A 14,841-nucleotide genomic window follows, 5' to 3' on the forward strand; every position below is an offset into this window, starting at 1 on the left:
TTCGACGGGGCCGGCCGTGCCGGGATCTCCTGGAGGATCACGGCTTCGGGAACCGAAGGGACTTAGTACGGTCTGCTCATGCACAACTTCGGGCCGAGCCAGCAGCAGCGGGGGCACGTACTCCTCATAGCGGGGGATGCCGCCGTCAGGCGCCGGAGCGTTCAGGTGGCACCGAGCGCCAACCTGTCCGCGCTGGGCGTCGTCCCCGTGTCCGCCCTGCTGAACAGCACCGTCGCCTGCGACACCACCTGTCTGGACGGCCTCCGGGATCCCAACACCGTGCTGATGAGGCTGCGTACGGCGGCGGCGACACCGGGGCCGCTGCTCGTCTACCTGTCGGGCCGGCTCACGGCGGACCGCAGGGGACACCGGCTGCACCTGGCCCTGGCGGGCACCACGGCAGCCTCGGTCCGCTACACCGCGCTGCCCTGGGAGTGGCTGGGCACGGAGCTGCGCGACCGTCCGGCCGGGCCGACCACGGTGCTGCTCGACCTCGCCGCGGACAAGGCGGCGTGGCCGCTCCTCCAGCAGTACGGCACGCTGCCCGTCGCGCCCGGCGCGGAGGTGTACGGAGTCGTCAGCCCGCCCGGCTGGAGCGGCGGCTCCCCCGCCGTGAGCAGCTACACCCGCGCGTGGATCGACCAGCTCCGCGCCACTCCGACCCGGCCGTCCAACCTCCAGCTGCACGCCCTCGCCGCCGGGGCGGCCGCCATCGCGCCCGGGTCCCTGATCCTGCCGAGCGCCCGCGAGCTGGAGGCCGTACCGGCGTTCGCGGGGCCGGCGGCCACCGGGGATGCGCAGGCGCGGCCCGCTTCCGGCACCGGTCCCGCCGCTCCGCTGGAGCCGGTGCGCGGGCCGCATCCGGTCGGCACCGCACCGGGGCGGACGGTCCCGCGCCCGTCCGGGGAGACGGAGCCCGCGGATCGCCGTGGGCGGGTTCCGGCGGAGGACCCGCGCCCGCACATCCACCGCCTGGCCACCGCCGGCCGGCACGAGGAGGCGGCCGAACTGGCCGGGGCCTGGGAGCAGTACGCGCAGCAGACCCACGGGCCCGGCTCGCCCGAGGCCCTGCAGTGGGTGGAGATCCGCGCGGACCTCGCCCGCATGGCCGGCGACTTCGGGCTCGCCACCCGGCTCTGGTCCGGTGCCGCCCGGACCCGCCTCGGCTTCCAGGCCCCGGACTCCGCCGAGGTGCGTGCCGCGGCGGCGGGGGCACTCTACTGCTGGACGCAGCTCAAGGAGCCGGACGCGGCCGTCGATGCGGGCCCCGACCTCATCCGCCTGCTGCGCGCGCTGCCGGACCTGGAACCGCGGCACCTGACGCTGGCCCAGCAGCGCCTGGAGCTCCTCCACCGCACGTCGACCCGCCGCTGACGGGCAGGGGCCGCGCCGGGGCGTCAGTACGAATGGTCGACGGTGACGTCGGCCGACAGGCGCAGCGCCGCTTCGGCCGGTTCCCCGCGCAGGCCCAGCAGGGTGAGGGCGAGGGCGTCGATCACGGTGAGGTGGGCCAGCCGGCTGGCGACGGTCTCCAGCCCGAAGACCAGGTCCTGGCCGCCCGCGACGAGCGTGCGGTCGCCCGCCTCGCTGAGCGGCGACCGGGCGTAGCTGGTGACGGCGACGACCCGGGCCCCGGCCTGCCGGGCGCGCCGGGCGGCGTCCACCGTGCTGCGGGTGGCGCCGGTGTGACTGATGGCCAGGCAGAGCCCTGCGGACGTCAGTTGCGAGGCAGCCAGCTGCGCGGTCAGCGGGTCGGCGGGGGCGTCGACCGCGCAGCCGAGTGCGCGGAGCCGGTAGGCGGTGTCCAGGGCGACCGCGCCGGACAGTCCCGCGCCGACGACCAGGACGCGGGCGGCCGCGTCGATCAGTTCGGCCGCCGCCCGGAGGTCGTGGGGGGTCACCGTGGCCGCGATCCCGTCCAGGGCGTCCCGGCCCGCGCGGACCGTGTCGGCCAGGGCACGGGCGGCGGGGTCGCGGTCCCTGGAGGGCTCGGGGGCGGGTGCCTGCCGGGCGGCGGCGATCTTCAGCTCCTGGTACCCGCGGAACCCCAGCCGCTGGCAGGCCCGTACGACGGAGGACGGCGCGGTGCCGGCCAGCGCCGCGACGTCGCTGACGCTGAGCCGGACCAGGTCGGCGCCCTGGTCGAGGACGACCCGTGCCACCCGTGCCTCGGTGTCGCGCAGCTCGGACAGGTGGGCCCGGATGTGGGCGGCCAGCCCGCCCGAGGGTGTGGAACTGATTTCCATGGGTTTACGCTAGCAGGGAATTCCATTCCATCGCCCGTCGTGGGGAGCTCCCCGTGCCCGCAATCCTGCCGTCCGTGACCGGCGCCGCCGCCGTGCCCGCCGTCGTCCTCGCCTCGGCGGTGCTGCACGCCGTCTGGAACGGCCTCACCCACGGCCTGCGCGACAAGCTCGCCGGCTTCACCCTGATCAGCCTGGCCTCCGCGGGCTGCGGGGCCGTGCTGGTGTTCCTCGCCCCGCTGCCCGCACCGGCGGCCTGGCCCTACATAGCCGCCTCCGCCGCGCTCCAGGTGACGTACCAGCTCCTGCTGCTGCGCGCCTATCAGCTGGGGGACTTCGGCCAGATGTACCCCACCGCGCGCGGCACCTCGCCCGTCGTGGTGGCCCTGGTGTCCACCACCCTCCTCGGCCACTCCCTGGCGGCCGGACAGGCCCTCGGGATCGCGGTGATCGCCTGCGGACTGGCCGGTCTCGCCCTCGCCGACGGGATCCCCGGCCGCGCCCAGCTGCCGGCGCTGGCCGCCGCGGTCGGCACCGGGGTGATGATCGCCTCGTACACCCTGGTCGACGGCAGCGGCGTCCGCGTGTCCGGCAGCGTCTTCGGCTACATCGCCTGGCTGTTCCTCTGCCAGGGCCTCGTCCTCCCGGTCATCGCCGGCGCCCGCCGGGGCCGTGCCCTGTTCACCGCGCTGCGTCCGCTGTGGGGCCGGGGCCTGGCGGGCGGGCTGCTCTCGCTGCTGGCGTACGGGCTCGTGGTGTGGGCGCAGTCCCGGGGCGACCTCTCCACCATCGCGGCGCTGCGGGAGACCAGCATCGTCTTCGGGGCCCTGATCGGCGCGGTCGTGTTCCGCGAGCGCCTCGGCCACCGCCGGATCGCCGCCAGCGCCGCGGTCCTGGCGGGGATAGCGGTGCTCCAGCTGGCGGGAGGCTCCTGAGAAGCGGGGCGGACGGAACCGGGCCGGGAACCGGCCCGCACCCCGCGCCGGGTTCAGTGGAGGCAGAGGCAGAAGGGGTGGCCGGCCGGGTCGGCGCAGACGCGCCAGCCGGCGTCCGGGCGGAGCCGGTCCGTGCGTTCCAGGACGGTCGCGCCGAGGGCCAGCGCCCGCGCCTCCTCCCCGTCGAGGTCGTCCACGTCGAAGTCCAGGTGGAGCTGCTGGGGGTGCCGCTGACCGGGCCATTGGGGCGGCTGGTAGCCGTCCACGCGCTGGCAGGCCAGCGGGGTTCCCTCGAAGCCGTGCACCTCGACCCAGTCGGGGTCGTCGGGGTCCACGACCACGCGGCCGCCGAGCAGCTCGGCGTAGAACTCCGCGAGCCGTACCGGATCGGCGCAGTCCAGCGCGATCGCCTGCAGTTTCCTGATCACTTCCGGCACCCTCTCACCTCGGCCGCCTCCGCGACGCTCCCGCGCCTCAGGGCTCGTACCCGCCGGGCGGGCGGGCATGCGCGTCGGCCGGGGTCCGGCGGGGGCGCGGGCGGTGGCGGGAGACGGCCACCCCGGCCAGGCACAGCAGGCCGCCGAGGAGGGTGAGCCAGGCCGGCACCTCGCCGAGGAGGATCCAGCTCAGCAGGACGACGACGGCCGGCACGGCGTAGGTCGTCGCGCCGAGCTTCCCGGCCGGCATCCGCGCGAGGGCGTAGGTCCAGGTGGTGAAGGCGAGGGCGGTCGGGACGACGCCCAGGTAGACCGCGTTCAGGGTCGCGGAGAGCGGGGCCCTCGGGACCTCGGCCGCCAGCTGCCCGGCGAAGGGCAGGCAGGCCACGGTTCCGACGAGGCAGCTGAACGTGGTGATCTGCAGCGGCGTCCCGTACGAGAGCGCGGGCTTCTGCGCGACGACGCCCGTCGCGTACGCCACCGCCGCGAGCAGGCACAGCACCACGCCGAGCACCGGGGTCGAACCGTCGCCGCCGGACGACATCGACAGGCCGACGACCACGGCTCCGGCGAAGGAGACCGCCATCCCGGTCAGGAGCCGCGGCGGCAGGGCCTCCCCGAGCAGCCTCGCCGCCAGCAGTGCCATCAGGATGGGGCCGGTGTTCACGAGGAGGGACGCGGTGCCCGCGTCGACGAGCCGTTCGCCCCAGTTCAGGGCGACCGTGTAGCCGCCGAACCAGACGAGGCCGGACAGCAGGATGCCGCGCCGTGCGCCGCGCGGGGGCAGGCCCTCACGGCGCAGGAGGAGCAGCGTCACGAGGACCAGCGACGCGGCGAGGAGCCTGCCGAGGGCCAGCGCCCCCGGCGAGTAGGCCGCTCCGGCGCTGCGGATGGAGACGAAGGCGGATGCCCAGGCGCACACCGTGAAGCAAACGGCGCCGAGGGTGAGGAGGTGGGGCGGGAGGGCGCGCGGAAGGACGCGTGCGGGGTCGCGCGGGTGGGTCTTCATGGCTCCCGACCCTAGTTCAACACTTCGGTGAGTGCCGAAGTATTTTTCGGGGAGTGGTGGGGCGGCCCTAGCTCCAGGCCTCGGGGGTGATGCCCAGGAGGCGGCCGAGGGCCGCCTCTCCCCCGGCCGTCACCAGTAGACCCCGGCCGCCGCCCTCCGGACGGACCACCCAGCCCTCCCCCAGGGCCCGCGCGCACAGCCTGGCCCCGACGAGGCCGCCGAGGTGGCGGCGGCGCTCGGTCCAGTCCAGGCAGGAGCTCGCCAGCGGCCGGCGCCCCGAGCCCGCCACGTCGACGCCCGCTTCGCGGCACCAGTCCAGACCGGCCTCGGTCAGGGCGAAGACGGCCTCGGTGCGCAGCAGGCCCCGGTGTTCCATCGCGTCCGTCACCGCCATGCCGAGCCGGCCCGCGAAATGGTCGTAGCAGGTGCGGGCCCGGGCCAGCGGGTCGGGCGCGGCGACCACCGGCGCGATGTGCGCGGCGTCCCGCCCGGGGATGGCGTAGGAGGCCAGTGCGTCCACCAGGCGGGCCGTGTCGGTGTCGGCGATGCGCACGTAGCTGTGCCGCCCCTGCCGCTCCGTCACGCAGATCCCGGCTTCGAGGAGCCGGTTCAGGTGCCCGCTGGCGGTGGAGGGGGCGACCCCGGCGATCCGGGCCAGCTCGCCCGCGGTCCAGGCGCGCCCCTCCAGCAGCGTCATGCACATGGCTGCGCGGGTCTCGTCCGCCAGGGCGGCGGCGAGGGAGGCGAGCCGGGCGGCGGGAGCGGGGGAATCGGCCGCCGAGGTGGTGGGTGCGTCGTCGTGATGCATGGCTCCAGGGTGCCTCATCGTTTCGGCAGATGGCGAATGATCGGATCAGGGGGCGGGCGGGGTCCAGTCGGCGGGCAGGCCGGACTGGGCGAGGACGGCGGGGAGGCTGTAGTGGTCCTCGTCGGCCGTGATCCGGCAGCGCTGCCGGTCGAGGTCGAGCAGGGTGGTCATCGGCACCGCGAACGGCCTGGGCGCGCCTTTGAGGTGGCCGGAGTAGACGGCGTCGACGGTGATGCGGCCGCCGGGGTCGCGGCGGGTGCCGCGGACGGTGACGTGGACGTCGGCGATGAGGCCGTCCGCGCGGGCCTTCCACCCGGAGATCTCCTCACGGCCGCGGAACACGACGCCGATCGCCCGGTCGGTGTAGGTGCCGTCGGCGGTGAACAGGGCGCCGAGCGCCCGCGGGTCCGTCCCGTTCCAGGCGCGGGCCCAGTCGGCGACCACCTTCGGCGGGCGGCGTCCCGCGTCCTGCGCGGCGTGGGCCGTGGCCGCCGTGGTGGTGGCGGCGCACAGGGTGGTGGCGGCGAGCAGCAGGGGCAGGGCGCGGTGCGAACGGGACGTCATGGCGGGGTTCCTCCGGATGCGGGGGCGGTGGGGGCCGGTCTGGGGCGGCGGCCGTGCACGGAGTCGTTCAGGGTGCTCGGCCCCGCTGCACACAGCCTCGTACGAGGAGGGGTCCGTTTCCCAGGTCCGGCGGCCGCGGGAAGTGTCCGGGCCTGTTCAGTCCTGTCCGCCCCGGCGGGCGGGCGGTGGGGCGGCGTACGGGGTGGTATCCGCCATTCCGGGGCGTTCCGCAGGACAGACCGGAGCGCCGGGGCATAACTGCGGCGGGGGCGGGCGAGGAAACGGGCAGACCGGACGCCCGCAGAGGGGCCGGCCCAGCTCAGGGAGAACCCGATGACCATGTCGACGATGGCGCGGATCGCCGTGACCGTGGGGGTCACGACCGTGTTCGCGGCGGCCTCGACCCTCGGTGCCGGCGCCGCCGCCGCGACGCCGGAGCCCAGGGCTCCCAGGGAGTTCGTCCCGCTGGGCTCCGTCGATCCCACGATCCTCCAGGAGATGCGCTACGTCTCCGCCCACAACTTCGTCGGCGAGCGGATCGACGGCTACCGGCAGCCGGTCTGCATCCTCACGCGGCCTGCGGCCCAAGCCCTGCACCGGGCCCAGCGGCGCCTCCTGCCGCAGGGGTACACGCTCAAGGTGTACGACTGCTACCGGCCCCAGCGGGCCGTCGACCACTTCGTGCGGTGGGCCGAGGACCTGGCCGACGAGCGGCGGAAGGCGGAGTTCTATCCGCGGGTCGACAAGTCGCGCCTGTTCGAGGACGGGTACATCGCCGAGAAGTCCGGGCACAGCCGTGGCAGCACCCTGGACCTCACGATCGTCCCGCTCCCGGCGGTCCCGGCGCCGCCGCCCAGGCCGGGGCAGGAGTCCGTTCCCTGCTACGCGCCGCAGGCGGAACGGTATCCGGACAACTCCGTGGACATGGGAACGGGCTTCGACTGCTTCGACACCCTCTCGCACACCGACGACCCGCGCGTCCAGGGGGCGCAGCGGGCGCACCGGCAGTTGCTGAAGACGGCGCTGGCCGCGGAGGGGTTCGTCAACCTGCCCGAGGAATGGTGGCACTTCACGTACAAGCCCGAGCTCTTCCCGGACACCTACTTCGACTTCCCCGTCGCGCGGCGTTCGGTGGCCGGGCACCGCCCCTGACGGACGGGGCAGGCGGGGAGGGCGACGTCAACCGGCGTCGCCCCTTCGTGTGGCACGTGCGCGTCACCGTGGTAGCGGTCCGTCACCTTCCGTAACGTCGGGCGGGACTCGGGTACCGCCCCCACGCATCACGGAGGAACAGCCATGTCCAACGGACTGTCCATCCACATCGGACTCAACGAGATCGACGAGTCCCGCTACGGGACCAAGGGCGAGCTGAAGAACCCCGAGAACGATGCCGTGACCATGCGGGACCTCGCCAAGGCCAACGGGTTCGAGACCCTCACGACCCTGCTCACCCGGGACGCCACCAGCGAGAACGTCGCCGCGGCGCTGAAGACGGCCGCGACCCGGCTCACCGCGGGCGACCTCCTGCTGCTCACCTACGCCGGTCACGGCTCGCAGGTCCCCGACAAGAACGGGGACGAACCCGACCGCCGCGACGAGACGTGGGTGCTCTACGACCGGCAGTTCGTCGACGACGAGCTGTACGCCCTCCTCGGCGCCTTCCCCGAGGACGTGCGCGTCCTCCTGCTCTCCGACAGCTGTCACAGCGGCACCGTCTCGCGGGACGTCTCGCACTTCCTCGACGACGCCGAGCTGGTGCGCGCCTTCGACACCAGCGAGCCGTCGGAGGTCCGCGCCCGGATCCGCGCGCTGCCGCAGGACGCCCAGTTCCGCAACTACCAGCGCGATCAGGAGCTGTACGACGGGATCCAGCGTTCCGTTCCGGCGCTGGACCTCCAGGACATCCGGGCCGACGTCCTGCTGCTCTCCGGATGCCAGGACAACCAGACCTCCAGCGACGGCACGGGGGCCAACGGGCTGTTCACCGAGACCCTGGTCAAGACGTGGAAGAACGGGGCGTTCCGGGGAAGCTACGCGACCCTGCACCGGCAGATCGTCGAGAGCATGCCCTTCTACCAGACGCCCAACATGCTGCAGACGGGCAAGCGCACGAAGGAGTTCGCCGCGCAGACGCCGTTCGCCATCTGACCACCCGGCGGGTGGCCGGCCGGGGCCGCCGCTCCCGCGCCGTCGTGCGCGGGCGCGGCGGCCCGCCGCTCCCGGGAGGGGGTCAGGCCCTGCTCCGGGCGGCGGCCACGGCCTCCCGGACCGTCTGCGCCACGCGGGCGGCGTCGTCGGGGTTGTGCACCACGTCGGTGTTGTTCATGTCGATGACGAGCACCTCGCTGGCCGAGTAGTGCTTGTACACCCAGTCGTCGTAGCCGGACCAGAGCGTCCGGTAGTACTCGACGAGGCCCTCGTCCTGCTCGAAGTCGCGGCCCCGCAGGCCGATGCGGTGCAGCACCGTCTCGAAGTCGGCCTTGAGGTAGACCATGAGGTCGGGGGCCTTGCGGTAGGGCAGGCCGTCGATCTCGCGCATCATCTCGTCGAGCAGGCCCTCGTAGACCTGCATCTCGAGGGAGCTGATCCGGCCCAGGTCGTGGTTGACCTTGGCGAAGTACCAGTCCTCGTAGATGGACCGGTCCAGGACGTTGTCGCCCTGCTTGTACGCCGCCTTGATGGCGGCGAACCGGGTCTGCAGGAAGTAGAGCTGGAGGAGGAAGGGGTAGCGCTTCGCCTGGATCTCCTCCGGGCTCGCCGTGTAGAAGAGCGGGAGGATCGGGTTGTCCTCCACGCTCTCGTAGAAGACCTCGCTGCCCAGCTCCTTGGCGATCAGTTCGGCCACGCTGGTCTTGCCGATTCCGATCATGCCTCCGACGCAGATCACCGACATACCTCACTTCTCCCTGGGGGTCTTCTTGTTCGCGGGTGGGAGGAGCGGTCGGCACTCCATACCCCTGAGACGCACCCAGGTGGTCACCCGATGCCCCCACGACCTTCATGATCAGCGCCACGGGGTTCCGGGCCCGGACCCGGAACCCGGCGCAGGCCGCACACACGACCGGCCGACATGACCGCCGTGCGGTTGCCGCACAGGACGAGTCACCGCCCCCGCGGCCGCCTTGAAGCATAAATGACGATTCACCCCGCGCCGCGCAGGGAGCCCGGCGCCCGTCCGGCTCCGGAGGGGCCGCGCGGCACCTCGGGCGGGCCGATGCCTATGCCCCGCATGCGCGTGCGGTTAGGCTTACCTTGCCTGACGTGCGAGCGTGCAGGTGGCGACCCATGGAACGGAACGGGCAGAGGCAGGGTGCAGGTGGGAAACGGTGACCGGGTTCGTACGCGTCGTGCGCCCCGCCGGGGCGGAGCGCCCCTGCGGGTGACGGGCGTTCCGGGGCCGTGCCCCGAGCTCGGGACGGGGCCTCGTGGATAAGATCGCTGTCACGGCCGGAGCCCTGTACGTCATCGTCCTGCTCCGCGCCGGCGGGACGTTCGCCATCGGGTGGCTCGCCGGCGCCGGCGCCCGCCGCAGCAGGTTCTCCGGGCGGGTCTCCTCCGCGAAGTTCCAGCGTGCCGAGCGGGCGATCCAGCGGTGGGGTGCGCCGGTGGTGGCCGTGTCCTTCCTGACCGTCGGCTTCCAGACCGCCGCCAACTTCCTCGCGGGCAGCATGCGCATGCCCCTGCCGCGCTACCTCCCCGCCCTGTTCCTGGGCGGGGCGGCCTGGGCGCTGATCTACGCCACCGCGGGACTCGGTGTGCTCGAAGTGCTGGGAAGGCTCTTCGGCCGGCACCCGGCCCTCGGCGGGTCCGCCGTCGCCGTCCTCGCCGCCGCGGTGTGCGCGGCGGTGGTGTACCGCAGGCGGAGGGCGGCCCGGTCCGCGGGTGCCGCCGTGGCCGAGGAATCCTGAGCAGGTCCCTCGCGGGCTGCCGCGGCGGAGTGCGCGTCACCCCGTAGGGCCCTCGCCCCGGCTCCCCACCGCCTCGCAGTCCGCGGGGACGGCCGGGCCGAACCAGCGGGTGAGGGTCTCGGTGAGTCCGGCGCCGCCGGCCCAGCAGACGTAGCCGTCGGGGCGGACGAGCACGGCCTCGGCGTCCGCCGGGCCCGCCTCCGCGCTGGCCCGCACTCGGATGACCCGGTCGCCCCAGGGGGCCGCGGCGGTCAGGTGGGCGTCGGTGAAGTCGACGAGCACGGCGCGGCCGGTCCGCGTCAGGTCGCTGAACCGGACCGGCTCGCCGTCGGCGGTGCCGATTTCGACATCGGGCATGCGCAGGCCCAGCAGCGGGTGGGCGGCGGCGTCGGGAGACGGGAGGCACAGGTCCAGGCCCGCCATCACACCGGCCATGTAGCGGTTGGCATCGGGCAGGCGGAGCAGATCGGTGAGCACGTCGCGCAGCTCGCCCAGCCCGCCGTCGCGCTGCGGCCCCATGACCACGCCCTGGGCCCGGGTGAGGGCGAGGACCCGCTCGGCCACGGGGTGCCGCTCGGTCTGATAGGTGTCCAGCAGCTCCGCACCGGCCTCGCCGCGCAGGACGGCGGCGAGCTTCCAGCCGAGGTTGAACGCGTCCTGGACGCCCAGGTTGAGTCCCTGGCCTCCGGCCGGTGAGTGGATGTGGGCGGAGTCACCGGCGAAGAACACGCGGCCGTGGCGGTACTGCTCCAGCTGCCTGCTGGCGTTGCTGAACCGGGAGGAGTAGCGGATCTCGGCGACGTCGAGCGCCCCGCCGTGGGTGGCGCGCAGGACCTCTCGGACCTCCTCGGGGGTCACGGGGGCGTCGCGCTCGGCCAGCATGGTGCGCGGGCCGCTGAAGATGAGCTTGTGGAGCCCGTTCGCCAAGGGCGTGATCATGGCGAAGTGGCCCTGCGCCGAGGTGTGGATCCGCGAGCTGATGTGCCCGGTGGTGCTGTCGTCGACGTCGCCGGTGAGCAGCAGGTCGGCGGTGGCCATGCGGACGGTGGCCGCCTGGCCGGGGAAGTCGGCTCCGATGATCTTGCGCACGCTGCTGTGGGCCCCGTCGCACGCGACGAGGTAGCGGGCCCGCAGCGAGCGGTCGCCGTCGGGTGCGGTCACGGTGACCGTGACGCCGTCGGCGTCCTGCCGGAAGCCGGTCAGCCGGTGCTCCCTGAGCACCCGGCCGCCGAGCTCGACGAGGCGGTCTTCGAGCACCGCCTCCAGCTGGTCCTGCGGGAGCAGCACGGGGTGCGGGTAGCGGGTGTCCCAGGCCGTGTAGTCCAGGGGGACGGGCAGTCCCGCGAAGTGGCCGCCTTCGAGCCGGTAGTCGACCGCCCGCTCCAGGGCCCCGTCCAGCAGGCCGCGCAGCGCCAGCACCTCGGCGGTCCGGGGCTGGATCGCGCCGGCACGGGACTGGAGGTTGCGGCCGGGCAGGCGGTCCAGCACGACGGCGTGCACCCCGGCGAGGGCGAGCTCGGTCGCGAGGGTGAGCCCGGCGCCGCCGGCGCCCACCACGACGACATCGGTGACCTGCGTGTTCATGGAGCCTCCCAGGAAGATTCCTTCACTTGGTCGATAACTATACCAGGTGCAAGTTTCGCCTCGGTGCCCCATTGCTATCGTGGGCGCATGGCTGAGCAACTGGGACTCCGGGAACGCAAGAAGCAGCGGACCCGTCAGACGATCTTCGAAGCGGCGCTGCGGCTGTTCCTGAGCCGTGGTTTCGACGAGGTCTCCATCGCGGAGATCGCCGACGCCTCCGAGGTCTCCAAACGCACGCTGTTCACCTACTTCCCGACCAAGGAGGACCTGGTCCTGCACGTGTTCGCCGACCACGAGGACGAATCGGCCCGCGTGGTCCGCGCCCGCCCGGCCGGTACGGATCCGCTGGCCGCCCTCCACGCCCACGAGCTGGACGCCCTGGCCCGGCGGGACCCGAACACCGGCCTGACCTCCGACCCGGAGGCCATTGCCTTCGCCCGGCTGCTGAGCACGACGGAGAGCCTGAACGAGCGGCTGATCCGCTACGCGGGGCGCAGCATCGCCGCCCTCGCCGAGGCCCTGGAGGAGGCCGGCGCCGACGAGCTCACCGCACGGCTCGCCGCGGTGCAGGTCGTCACCGTCCTGCGCACGCTCGCCGACCGCAACAGCCGCCAGGTGCAGGCGGGCCGCCCGGCCGACGAGGTCTACCCGGAGGCCGTCGCCGCCGCCGACCGGGCCTTCCGGCTCCTCGGCGCGGGCCTGTCCGACGCGCTCCCCGGCTGAAAGGGGGCCCCGGTCAGCGGCCGGCGCCCCCCGCCGCTCCGAGCTCCCGCCGCATGACGGCACGGAGGCCCCGTGCGGGGCGGCCGGTCAGGCGCCGGACGGAGTCGGTGACGCGGTCCTCGGCCCCGTCCGCGATGGCCCGGTCCATGCCGGCGAGCAGTGCGGCGAACTCCGCGGGCATCAGCGCGGCCAGCCGGTCGCGCAGCTCCGCACCGGAGAGCGGCTCGTGGACCACGGGTCTCCCGGTGACCTCGGCGGCGATGGCCGCGACGTCGTCGTAGCCGAGGGCCTCCGGGCCGGTGAGCACGAGGTCGGTGCCGGGGGCGCGGACGTCGGTCAGGGCGCGGACGGCGACGGCCGCGATGTCGTCGGCGTCGACGAAGCCCACCCGGCCGGTCCCGGTGGCGGTGCGGATGACGCCCTCGGTCCGGATGCTCTCGGCGTGCAGGTGGCCGCCGGTGAAGTTCTGCATGAACCAGGACGGGCGCAGCACCGCCCACTCGTCGAAGATCCCGGGCAGTGCCGCGTGGACCTGCCCGACCGCCGGGCCGCCCTCCTCGATGGAGGAGGCGCTCAGCAGCACCGCGCGCCGGACGCCGGCGGCGCGGGCCCGGCGCAGGAAGGGCAGGACGGCGGCGGCCGGGTCGGGATCGCCCACGGGCGGGATCACGTAGACGCGGTCGATGCCCGCGAGGGCGGCGGCGTGGGTGCGGGGGTCGTACCAGTCGAAGGCGACCGGTTCGGCGCCCGGCACCGGGGTGGCCCTGCGGCCGGCGGCTCTGACCGCGTGCCCGGCGGCCGCCAGCTGTGCGCAGGTGCGGCTCCCGGTGGTCCCGGTGGCGCCGATGACGAGCGTGGTGCCGGTCGCGGGGGCGGCGTTCGCGGCGGTCATCGGCCGGCCCCGGCGGGGCCGGTGCCGGAGCCGGCGGCGAGGGGGTTCCAGTAGTCGCGGTAGGAGGTGAACCGGCCGTCCTCGACGGTGACGACGGCTATGTACGTCATGTCGAAGGGGCTGCCGTCCTCCACCCAGCGGCCGACCCCGCGCATCTCGGCCACGACGGTCCGCGGATCGCCGGTCTCGTGGATCCGCAGGTCGGCTTCGGGGAAGTCGTGCAGGTCGATCCGGTCGGGGTAGGGGCGCATGTAGTCGGCGACGGCCGCCCGGCCGTCGAGCCTGCGGGGCAGCCCCGGGGGTGCGAAGGGGAACTCCATCACCCCGTCCTCGGCCCACAGGGCGACCCAGCCGTCGGTGTCCTTGGCCAGCAGGAGTTCGAGGCCGTGGCGGTACACGGCGGCGGGAGCGGGCGGTGCGGTTGCGGACATGGGTATCCTCCACTCAAAGAATGCGGACCGTCGGTCCGCTTCAACAATACGGACCCGCGGTCCGTTTTTCAATCGGAGGTATCCGGTGACCCCGCCGCCCGAACCCGAACGCCGCGTCCGCAAGGACGCCGCCCGCAACCGGCAGGCCGTACTGGAGGCCGCGGACGCCCTGTTCGCCCGCTCCGAGAGCCCCGAGGACCTCACGATGGCCGACATCGCGGCGGCGGCCGGGGTCGGCAAGGGCACCCTCTTCCGGGCCTTCGGCGACCGGGCCGGGCTCCTGCGCGCGCTGTACGAGGCCCGTCTCGAACCGGTCCGCGAGGCCGTGGAGTCGGGCCCGCCGCCCCTCGGGCCCGCCGCTCCCCCGCAGGAACGCGTGCCCGCCCTGCTCGACGCCGTGCTGTGCTTCAAGCTCGACAACCGCCGCCTGGCGCTGGCCCTGGAGGAGAGCGCGAGCAGCAGCCCGTACCGGGCCGGGGGCTACGAGGGGTGGCACGGCCTGCTCCGGTCCGTGCTGGAACAGGTCCCCGGTCTGACCGAGCCCGGCTTCACCGCGCACGCCCTGCTCGCCGCCACCCGGGCCGACCTCGTGGAGCAGCTGGCCGACCGTGAGGGAGTGCCGCGCGAGCGGCTGCGGGCCCAGCTGGCGGCGTACGCGAACAGGGTCGTGGCCGGAGGCTGACCGCGCGTCAGCCTCCCGTGCCCCGCCAGATGTTGTCGAAGGCGGCCTCGTCGACGGCGCGACGCTGGCGTTCGGAGGCGAGTTCCACCACCGCGTCGTTGACCGCGGCGAGTACCGCCGCGCTGTCGTCGTCGGTCACGTCCGGCGCGTCCTCGTCCCCCTCACCGTGGACCACGGCTGCCAGCAGGGCGGCGAGTACGGGTTCGGCCGCCGCCCGGCGGGCCCTGGCCCGGCGGCGGGCCGGAGTGTCGGCCGCCGCCGGCTCGCCCGCGCGCGCGAACAGGCCCCGGCGGGGCTCCCTGACGAGCTCCCCCTCCGACTCCAGGACGGCCCGGTAGCCCTTGGCCAGGCCGCTGCCCCGGCGCCACAGCCAGTCGGTGAGCGACTCGAACGGGGCGTCCCCGACGAGGGACGCGGCCGCCTCGGCGAGCAGCCGGTCCGGAAGGGCCCGTTCGCCCGCCGGCACGATCCGGTCCCCGTCCAGCCGGACGGCACCGGCGCCGAGGAGGTCGATCGCCTCCGCGCCCGCCAGGGCGAGCGACAGGTCGCCCTGCTCGGCGGTCCGCCCGGCGGTGCCGTCCAGGGCGAGGAGCAGCAGATCCCGTGCAGTCGTCATGAGCCCGCC

The 14,841-nt window shown here is 74.3% G+C and carries 17 protein-coding genes; 7 read left to right on the forward strand and 10 right to left on the reverse strand.

The features are described 5' to 3' along the window. Window positions 1-78: 78 nt before the first annotated feature. Window positions 79-1,374, forward strand: a complete 1,296-nt coding sequence (locus ACIPW5_RS29875; RefSeq protein WP_401251395.1) for a hypothetical protein — start codon at window positions 79-81, stop codon at window positions 1,372-1,374. A gap of 23 nt (window positions 1,375-1,397) precedes the next feature. Here ACIPW5_RS29875 and ACIPW5_RS29880 read toward each other — a convergent pair whose 3' ends face one another. Then, window positions 1,398-2,246: a MurR/RpiR family transcriptional regulator gene (locus ACIPW5_RS29880; protein ID WP_401251398.1), complete on the reverse strand. Its 849-nt coding sequence runs from the start codon at window positions 2,244-2,246 to the stop codon at window positions 1,398-1,400. Between the two features lie 53 nt (window positions 2,247-2,299). Here ACIPW5_RS29880 and ACIPW5_RS29885 point away from each other — a divergent pair, with 53 nt between their 5' ends. Further along, the gene (locus ACIPW5_RS29885; protein ID WP_401251401.1) at window positions 2,300-3,178 is read left to right on the forward strand and encodes an EamA family transporter; all 879 of its coding nucleotides are present in this window, start codon (window positions 2,300-2,302) and stop codon (window positions 3,176-3,178) included. Between the two features lie 53 nt (window positions 3,179-3,231). On the opposite strand, the gene ACIPW5_RS29890 is transcribed toward ACIPW5_RS29885, so the two are convergent. The 4 genes from ACIPW5_RS29890 to ACIPW5_RS29905 all read right to left on the reverse strand — a co-directional run bounded on the left by ACIPW5_RS29890 (window position 3,232) and on the right by ACIPW5_RS29905 (window position 5,996). Next, window positions 3,232-3,606, reverse strand: coding sequence for a VOC family protein (locus ACIPW5_RS29890; protein WP_401251404.1), 375 nt, complete (start codon window positions 3,604-3,606; stop codon window positions 3,232-3,234). 46 nt (window positions 3,607-3,652) lie between these two features. Beyond that, entirely contained in the window at window positions 3,653-4,624 is a 972-nt protein-coding gene (locus tag ACIPW5_RS29895) for a DMT family transporter (RefSeq protein ID WP_401251406.1), read from the reverse strand. 67 nt (window positions 4,625-4,691) lie between these two features. Further along, window positions 4,692-5,432: an ArsR/SmtB family transcription factor gene (locus ACIPW5_RS29900; protein ID WP_401251409.1), complete on the reverse strand. Its 741-nt coding sequence runs from the start codon at window positions 5,430-5,432 to the stop codon at window positions 4,692-4,694. A gap of 45 nt (window positions 5,433-5,477) precedes the next feature. Further along, window positions 5,478-5,996 (reverse strand): nuclear transport factor 2 family protein, encoded by a 519-nt coding sequence (locus ACIPW5_RS29905; RefSeq protein ID WP_401251412.1) that lies wholly within the window; start codon window positions 5,994-5,996, stop codon window positions 5,478-5,480. Between the two features lie 333 nt (window positions 5,997-6,329). On the opposite strand from ACIPW5_RS29905, the gene ACIPW5_RS29910 reads away from it, so the two are divergent. Next, window positions 6,330-7,148, forward strand: coding sequence for a M15 family metallopeptidase (locus tag ACIPW5_RS29910; RefSeq protein ID WP_401251415.1), 819 nt, complete (start codon window positions 6,330-6,332; stop codon window positions 7,146-7,148). A gap of 144 nt (window positions 7,149-7,292) precedes the next feature. Then, window positions 7,293-8,144 carry a caspase family protein gene (locus ACIPW5_RS29915; RefSeq protein WP_401251418.1) on the forward strand — a complete coding sequence of 284 codons (852 nt, stop codon included), beginning with the start codon at window positions 7,293-7,295 and terminating at the stop codon, window positions 8,142-8,144. Window positions 8,145-8,226: 82 nt separating this feature from the next. On the opposite strand, the gene ACIPW5_RS29920 is transcribed toward ACIPW5_RS29915, so the two are convergent. Next, window positions 8,227-8,889: a deoxynucleoside kinase gene (locus tag ACIPW5_RS29920; protein WP_401251422.1), complete on the reverse strand. Its 663-nt coding sequence runs from the start codon at window positions 8,887-8,889 to the stop codon at window positions 8,227-8,229. A 532-nt stretch (window positions 8,890-9,421) separates the two neighbouring features. Between ACIPW5_RS29920 and ACIPW5_RS29925 the strand changes: the two genes are divergently transcribed. Continuing rightward, window positions 9,422-9,904, forward strand: coding sequence for a DedA family protein (locus tag ACIPW5_RS29925; protein WP_401251424.1), 483 nt, complete (start codon window positions 9,422-9,424; stop codon window positions 9,902-9,904). Window positions 9,905-9,940: 36 nt separating this feature from the next. Here the strand turns inward: ACIPW5_RS29925 and ACIPW5_RS29930 are convergent, their stop codons facing one another. After that, entirely contained in the window at window positions 9,941-11,488 is a 1,548-nt protein-coding gene (locus tag ACIPW5_RS29930) for an FAD-dependent monooxygenase (protein ID WP_401251427.1), read from the reverse strand. 87 nt (window positions 11,489-11,575) lie between these two features. Between ACIPW5_RS29930 and ACIPW5_RS29935 the strand changes: the two genes are divergently transcribed. Next, a complete protein-coding gene (locus tag ACIPW5_RS29935; RefSeq protein WP_401251430.1) occupies window positions 11,576-12,211 on the forward strand; it encodes a TetR/AcrR family transcriptional regulator in 636 nt (211 codons plus the stop codon). A gap of 13 nt (window positions 12,212-12,224) precedes the next feature. On the opposite strand, the gene ACIPW5_RS29940 is transcribed toward ACIPW5_RS29935, so the two are convergent. Further along, window positions 12,225-13,103 carry an NAD(P)H-binding protein gene (locus ACIPW5_RS29940; RefSeq protein ID WP_401251433.1) on the reverse strand — a complete coding sequence of 293 codons (879 nt, stop codon included), beginning with the start codon at window positions 13,101-13,103 and terminating at the stop codon, window positions 12,225-12,227. Continuing rightward, the gene (locus ACIPW5_RS29945) at window positions 13,100-13,534 is read right to left on the reverse strand and encodes a nuclear transport factor 2 family protein (protein ID WP_401251435.1); all 435 of its coding nucleotides are present in this window, start codon (window positions 13,532-13,534) and stop codon (window positions 13,100-13,102) included. Before ACIPW5_RS29945 ends, ACIPW5_RS29940 begins: the two co-directional genes overlap by 4 nt. A gap of 85 nt (window positions 13,535-13,619) precedes the next feature. On the opposite strand from ACIPW5_RS29945, the gene ACIPW5_RS29950 reads away from it, so the two are divergent. Then, entirely contained in the window at window positions 13,620-14,216 is a 597-nt protein-coding gene (locus ACIPW5_RS29950) for a TetR/AcrR family transcriptional regulator (protein ID WP_401251438.1), read from the forward strand. A 7-nt stretch (window positions 14,217-14,223) separates the two neighbouring features. On the opposite strand, the gene ACIPW5_RS29955 is transcribed toward ACIPW5_RS29950, so the two are convergent. Then, window positions 14,224-14,832: a GPP34 family phosphoprotein gene (locus ACIPW5_RS29955; RefSeq protein ID WP_401251441.1), complete on the reverse strand. Its 609-nt coding sequence runs from the start codon at window positions 14,830-14,832 to the stop codon at window positions 14,224-14,226. Window positions 14,833-14,841 lie beyond the last annotated feature (9 nt).

The organism is Streptomyces sp. NPDC090077 (assembly GCF_044747545.1).
Taxonomy (GTDB): Bacteria; Actinomycetota; Actinomycetes; order Streptomycetales; family Streptomycetaceae; genus Streptomyces.

What these genes read in the sequence shown, in the direction of transcription:
- ACIPW5_RS29875 (WP_401251395.1), top strand. Translation starts at nt 79, where the DNA reads ATGCACAACTTCGGGCCGAGCCAGCAGCAGCGGGGGCACGTACTCCTC.
- ACIPW5_RS29920 (WP_401251422.1), bottom strand. Translation starts at nt 8,889, where the DNA reads ATGTCGGTGATCTGCGTCGGAGGCATGATCGGAATCGGCAAGACCAGC.
- ACIPW5_RS29900 (WP_401251409.1), bottom strand. Translation starts at nt 5,432, where the DNA reads ATGCATCACGACGACGCACCCACCACCTCGGCGGCCGATTCCCCCGCT.
- ACIPW5_RS29940 (WP_401251433.1), bottom strand. Translation starts at nt 13,103, where the DNA reads ATGACCGCCGCGAACGCCGCCCCCGCGACCGGCACCACGCTCGTCATC.
- ACIPW5_RS29915 (WP_401251418.1), top strand. Translation starts at nt 7,293, where the DNA reads ATGTCCAACGGACTGTCCATCCACATCGGACTCAACGAGATCGACGAG.
- ACIPW5_RS29945 (WP_401251435.1), bottom strand. Translation starts at nt 13,534, where the DNA reads ATGTCCGCAACCGCACCGCCCGCTCCCGCCGCCGTGTACCGCCACGGC.
- ACIPW5_RS29880 (WP_401251398.1), bottom strand. Translation starts at nt 2,246, where the DNA reads ATGGAAATCAGTTCCACACCCTCGGGCGGGCTGGCCGCCCACATCCGG.
- ACIPW5_RS29955 (WP_401251441.1), bottom strand. Translation starts at nt 14,832, where the DNA reads ATGACGACTGCACGGGATCTGCTGCTCCTCGCCCTGGACGGCACCGCC.
- ACIPW5_RS29905 (WP_401251412.1), bottom strand. Translation starts at nt 5,996, where the DNA reads ATGACGTCCCGTTCGCACCGCGCCCTGCCCCTGCTGCTCGCCGCCACC.
- ACIPW5_RS29895 (WP_401251406.1), bottom strand. Translation starts at nt 4,624, where the DNA reads ATGAAGACCCACCCGCGCGACCCCGCACGCGTCCTTCCGCGCGCCCTC.
- ACIPW5_RS29910 (WP_401251415.1), top strand. Translation starts at nt 6,330, where the DNA reads ATGACCATGTCGACGATGGCGCGGATCGCCGTGACCGTGGGGGTCACG.
- ACIPW5_RS29930 (WP_401251427.1), bottom strand. Translation starts at nt 11,488, where the DNA reads ATGAACACGCAGGTCACCGATGTCGTCGTGGTGGGCGCCGGCGGCGCC.
- ACIPW5_RS29935 (WP_401251430.1), top strand. Translation starts at nt 11,576, where the DNA reads ATGGCTGAGCAACTGGGACTCCGGGAACGCAAGAAGCAGCGGACCCGT.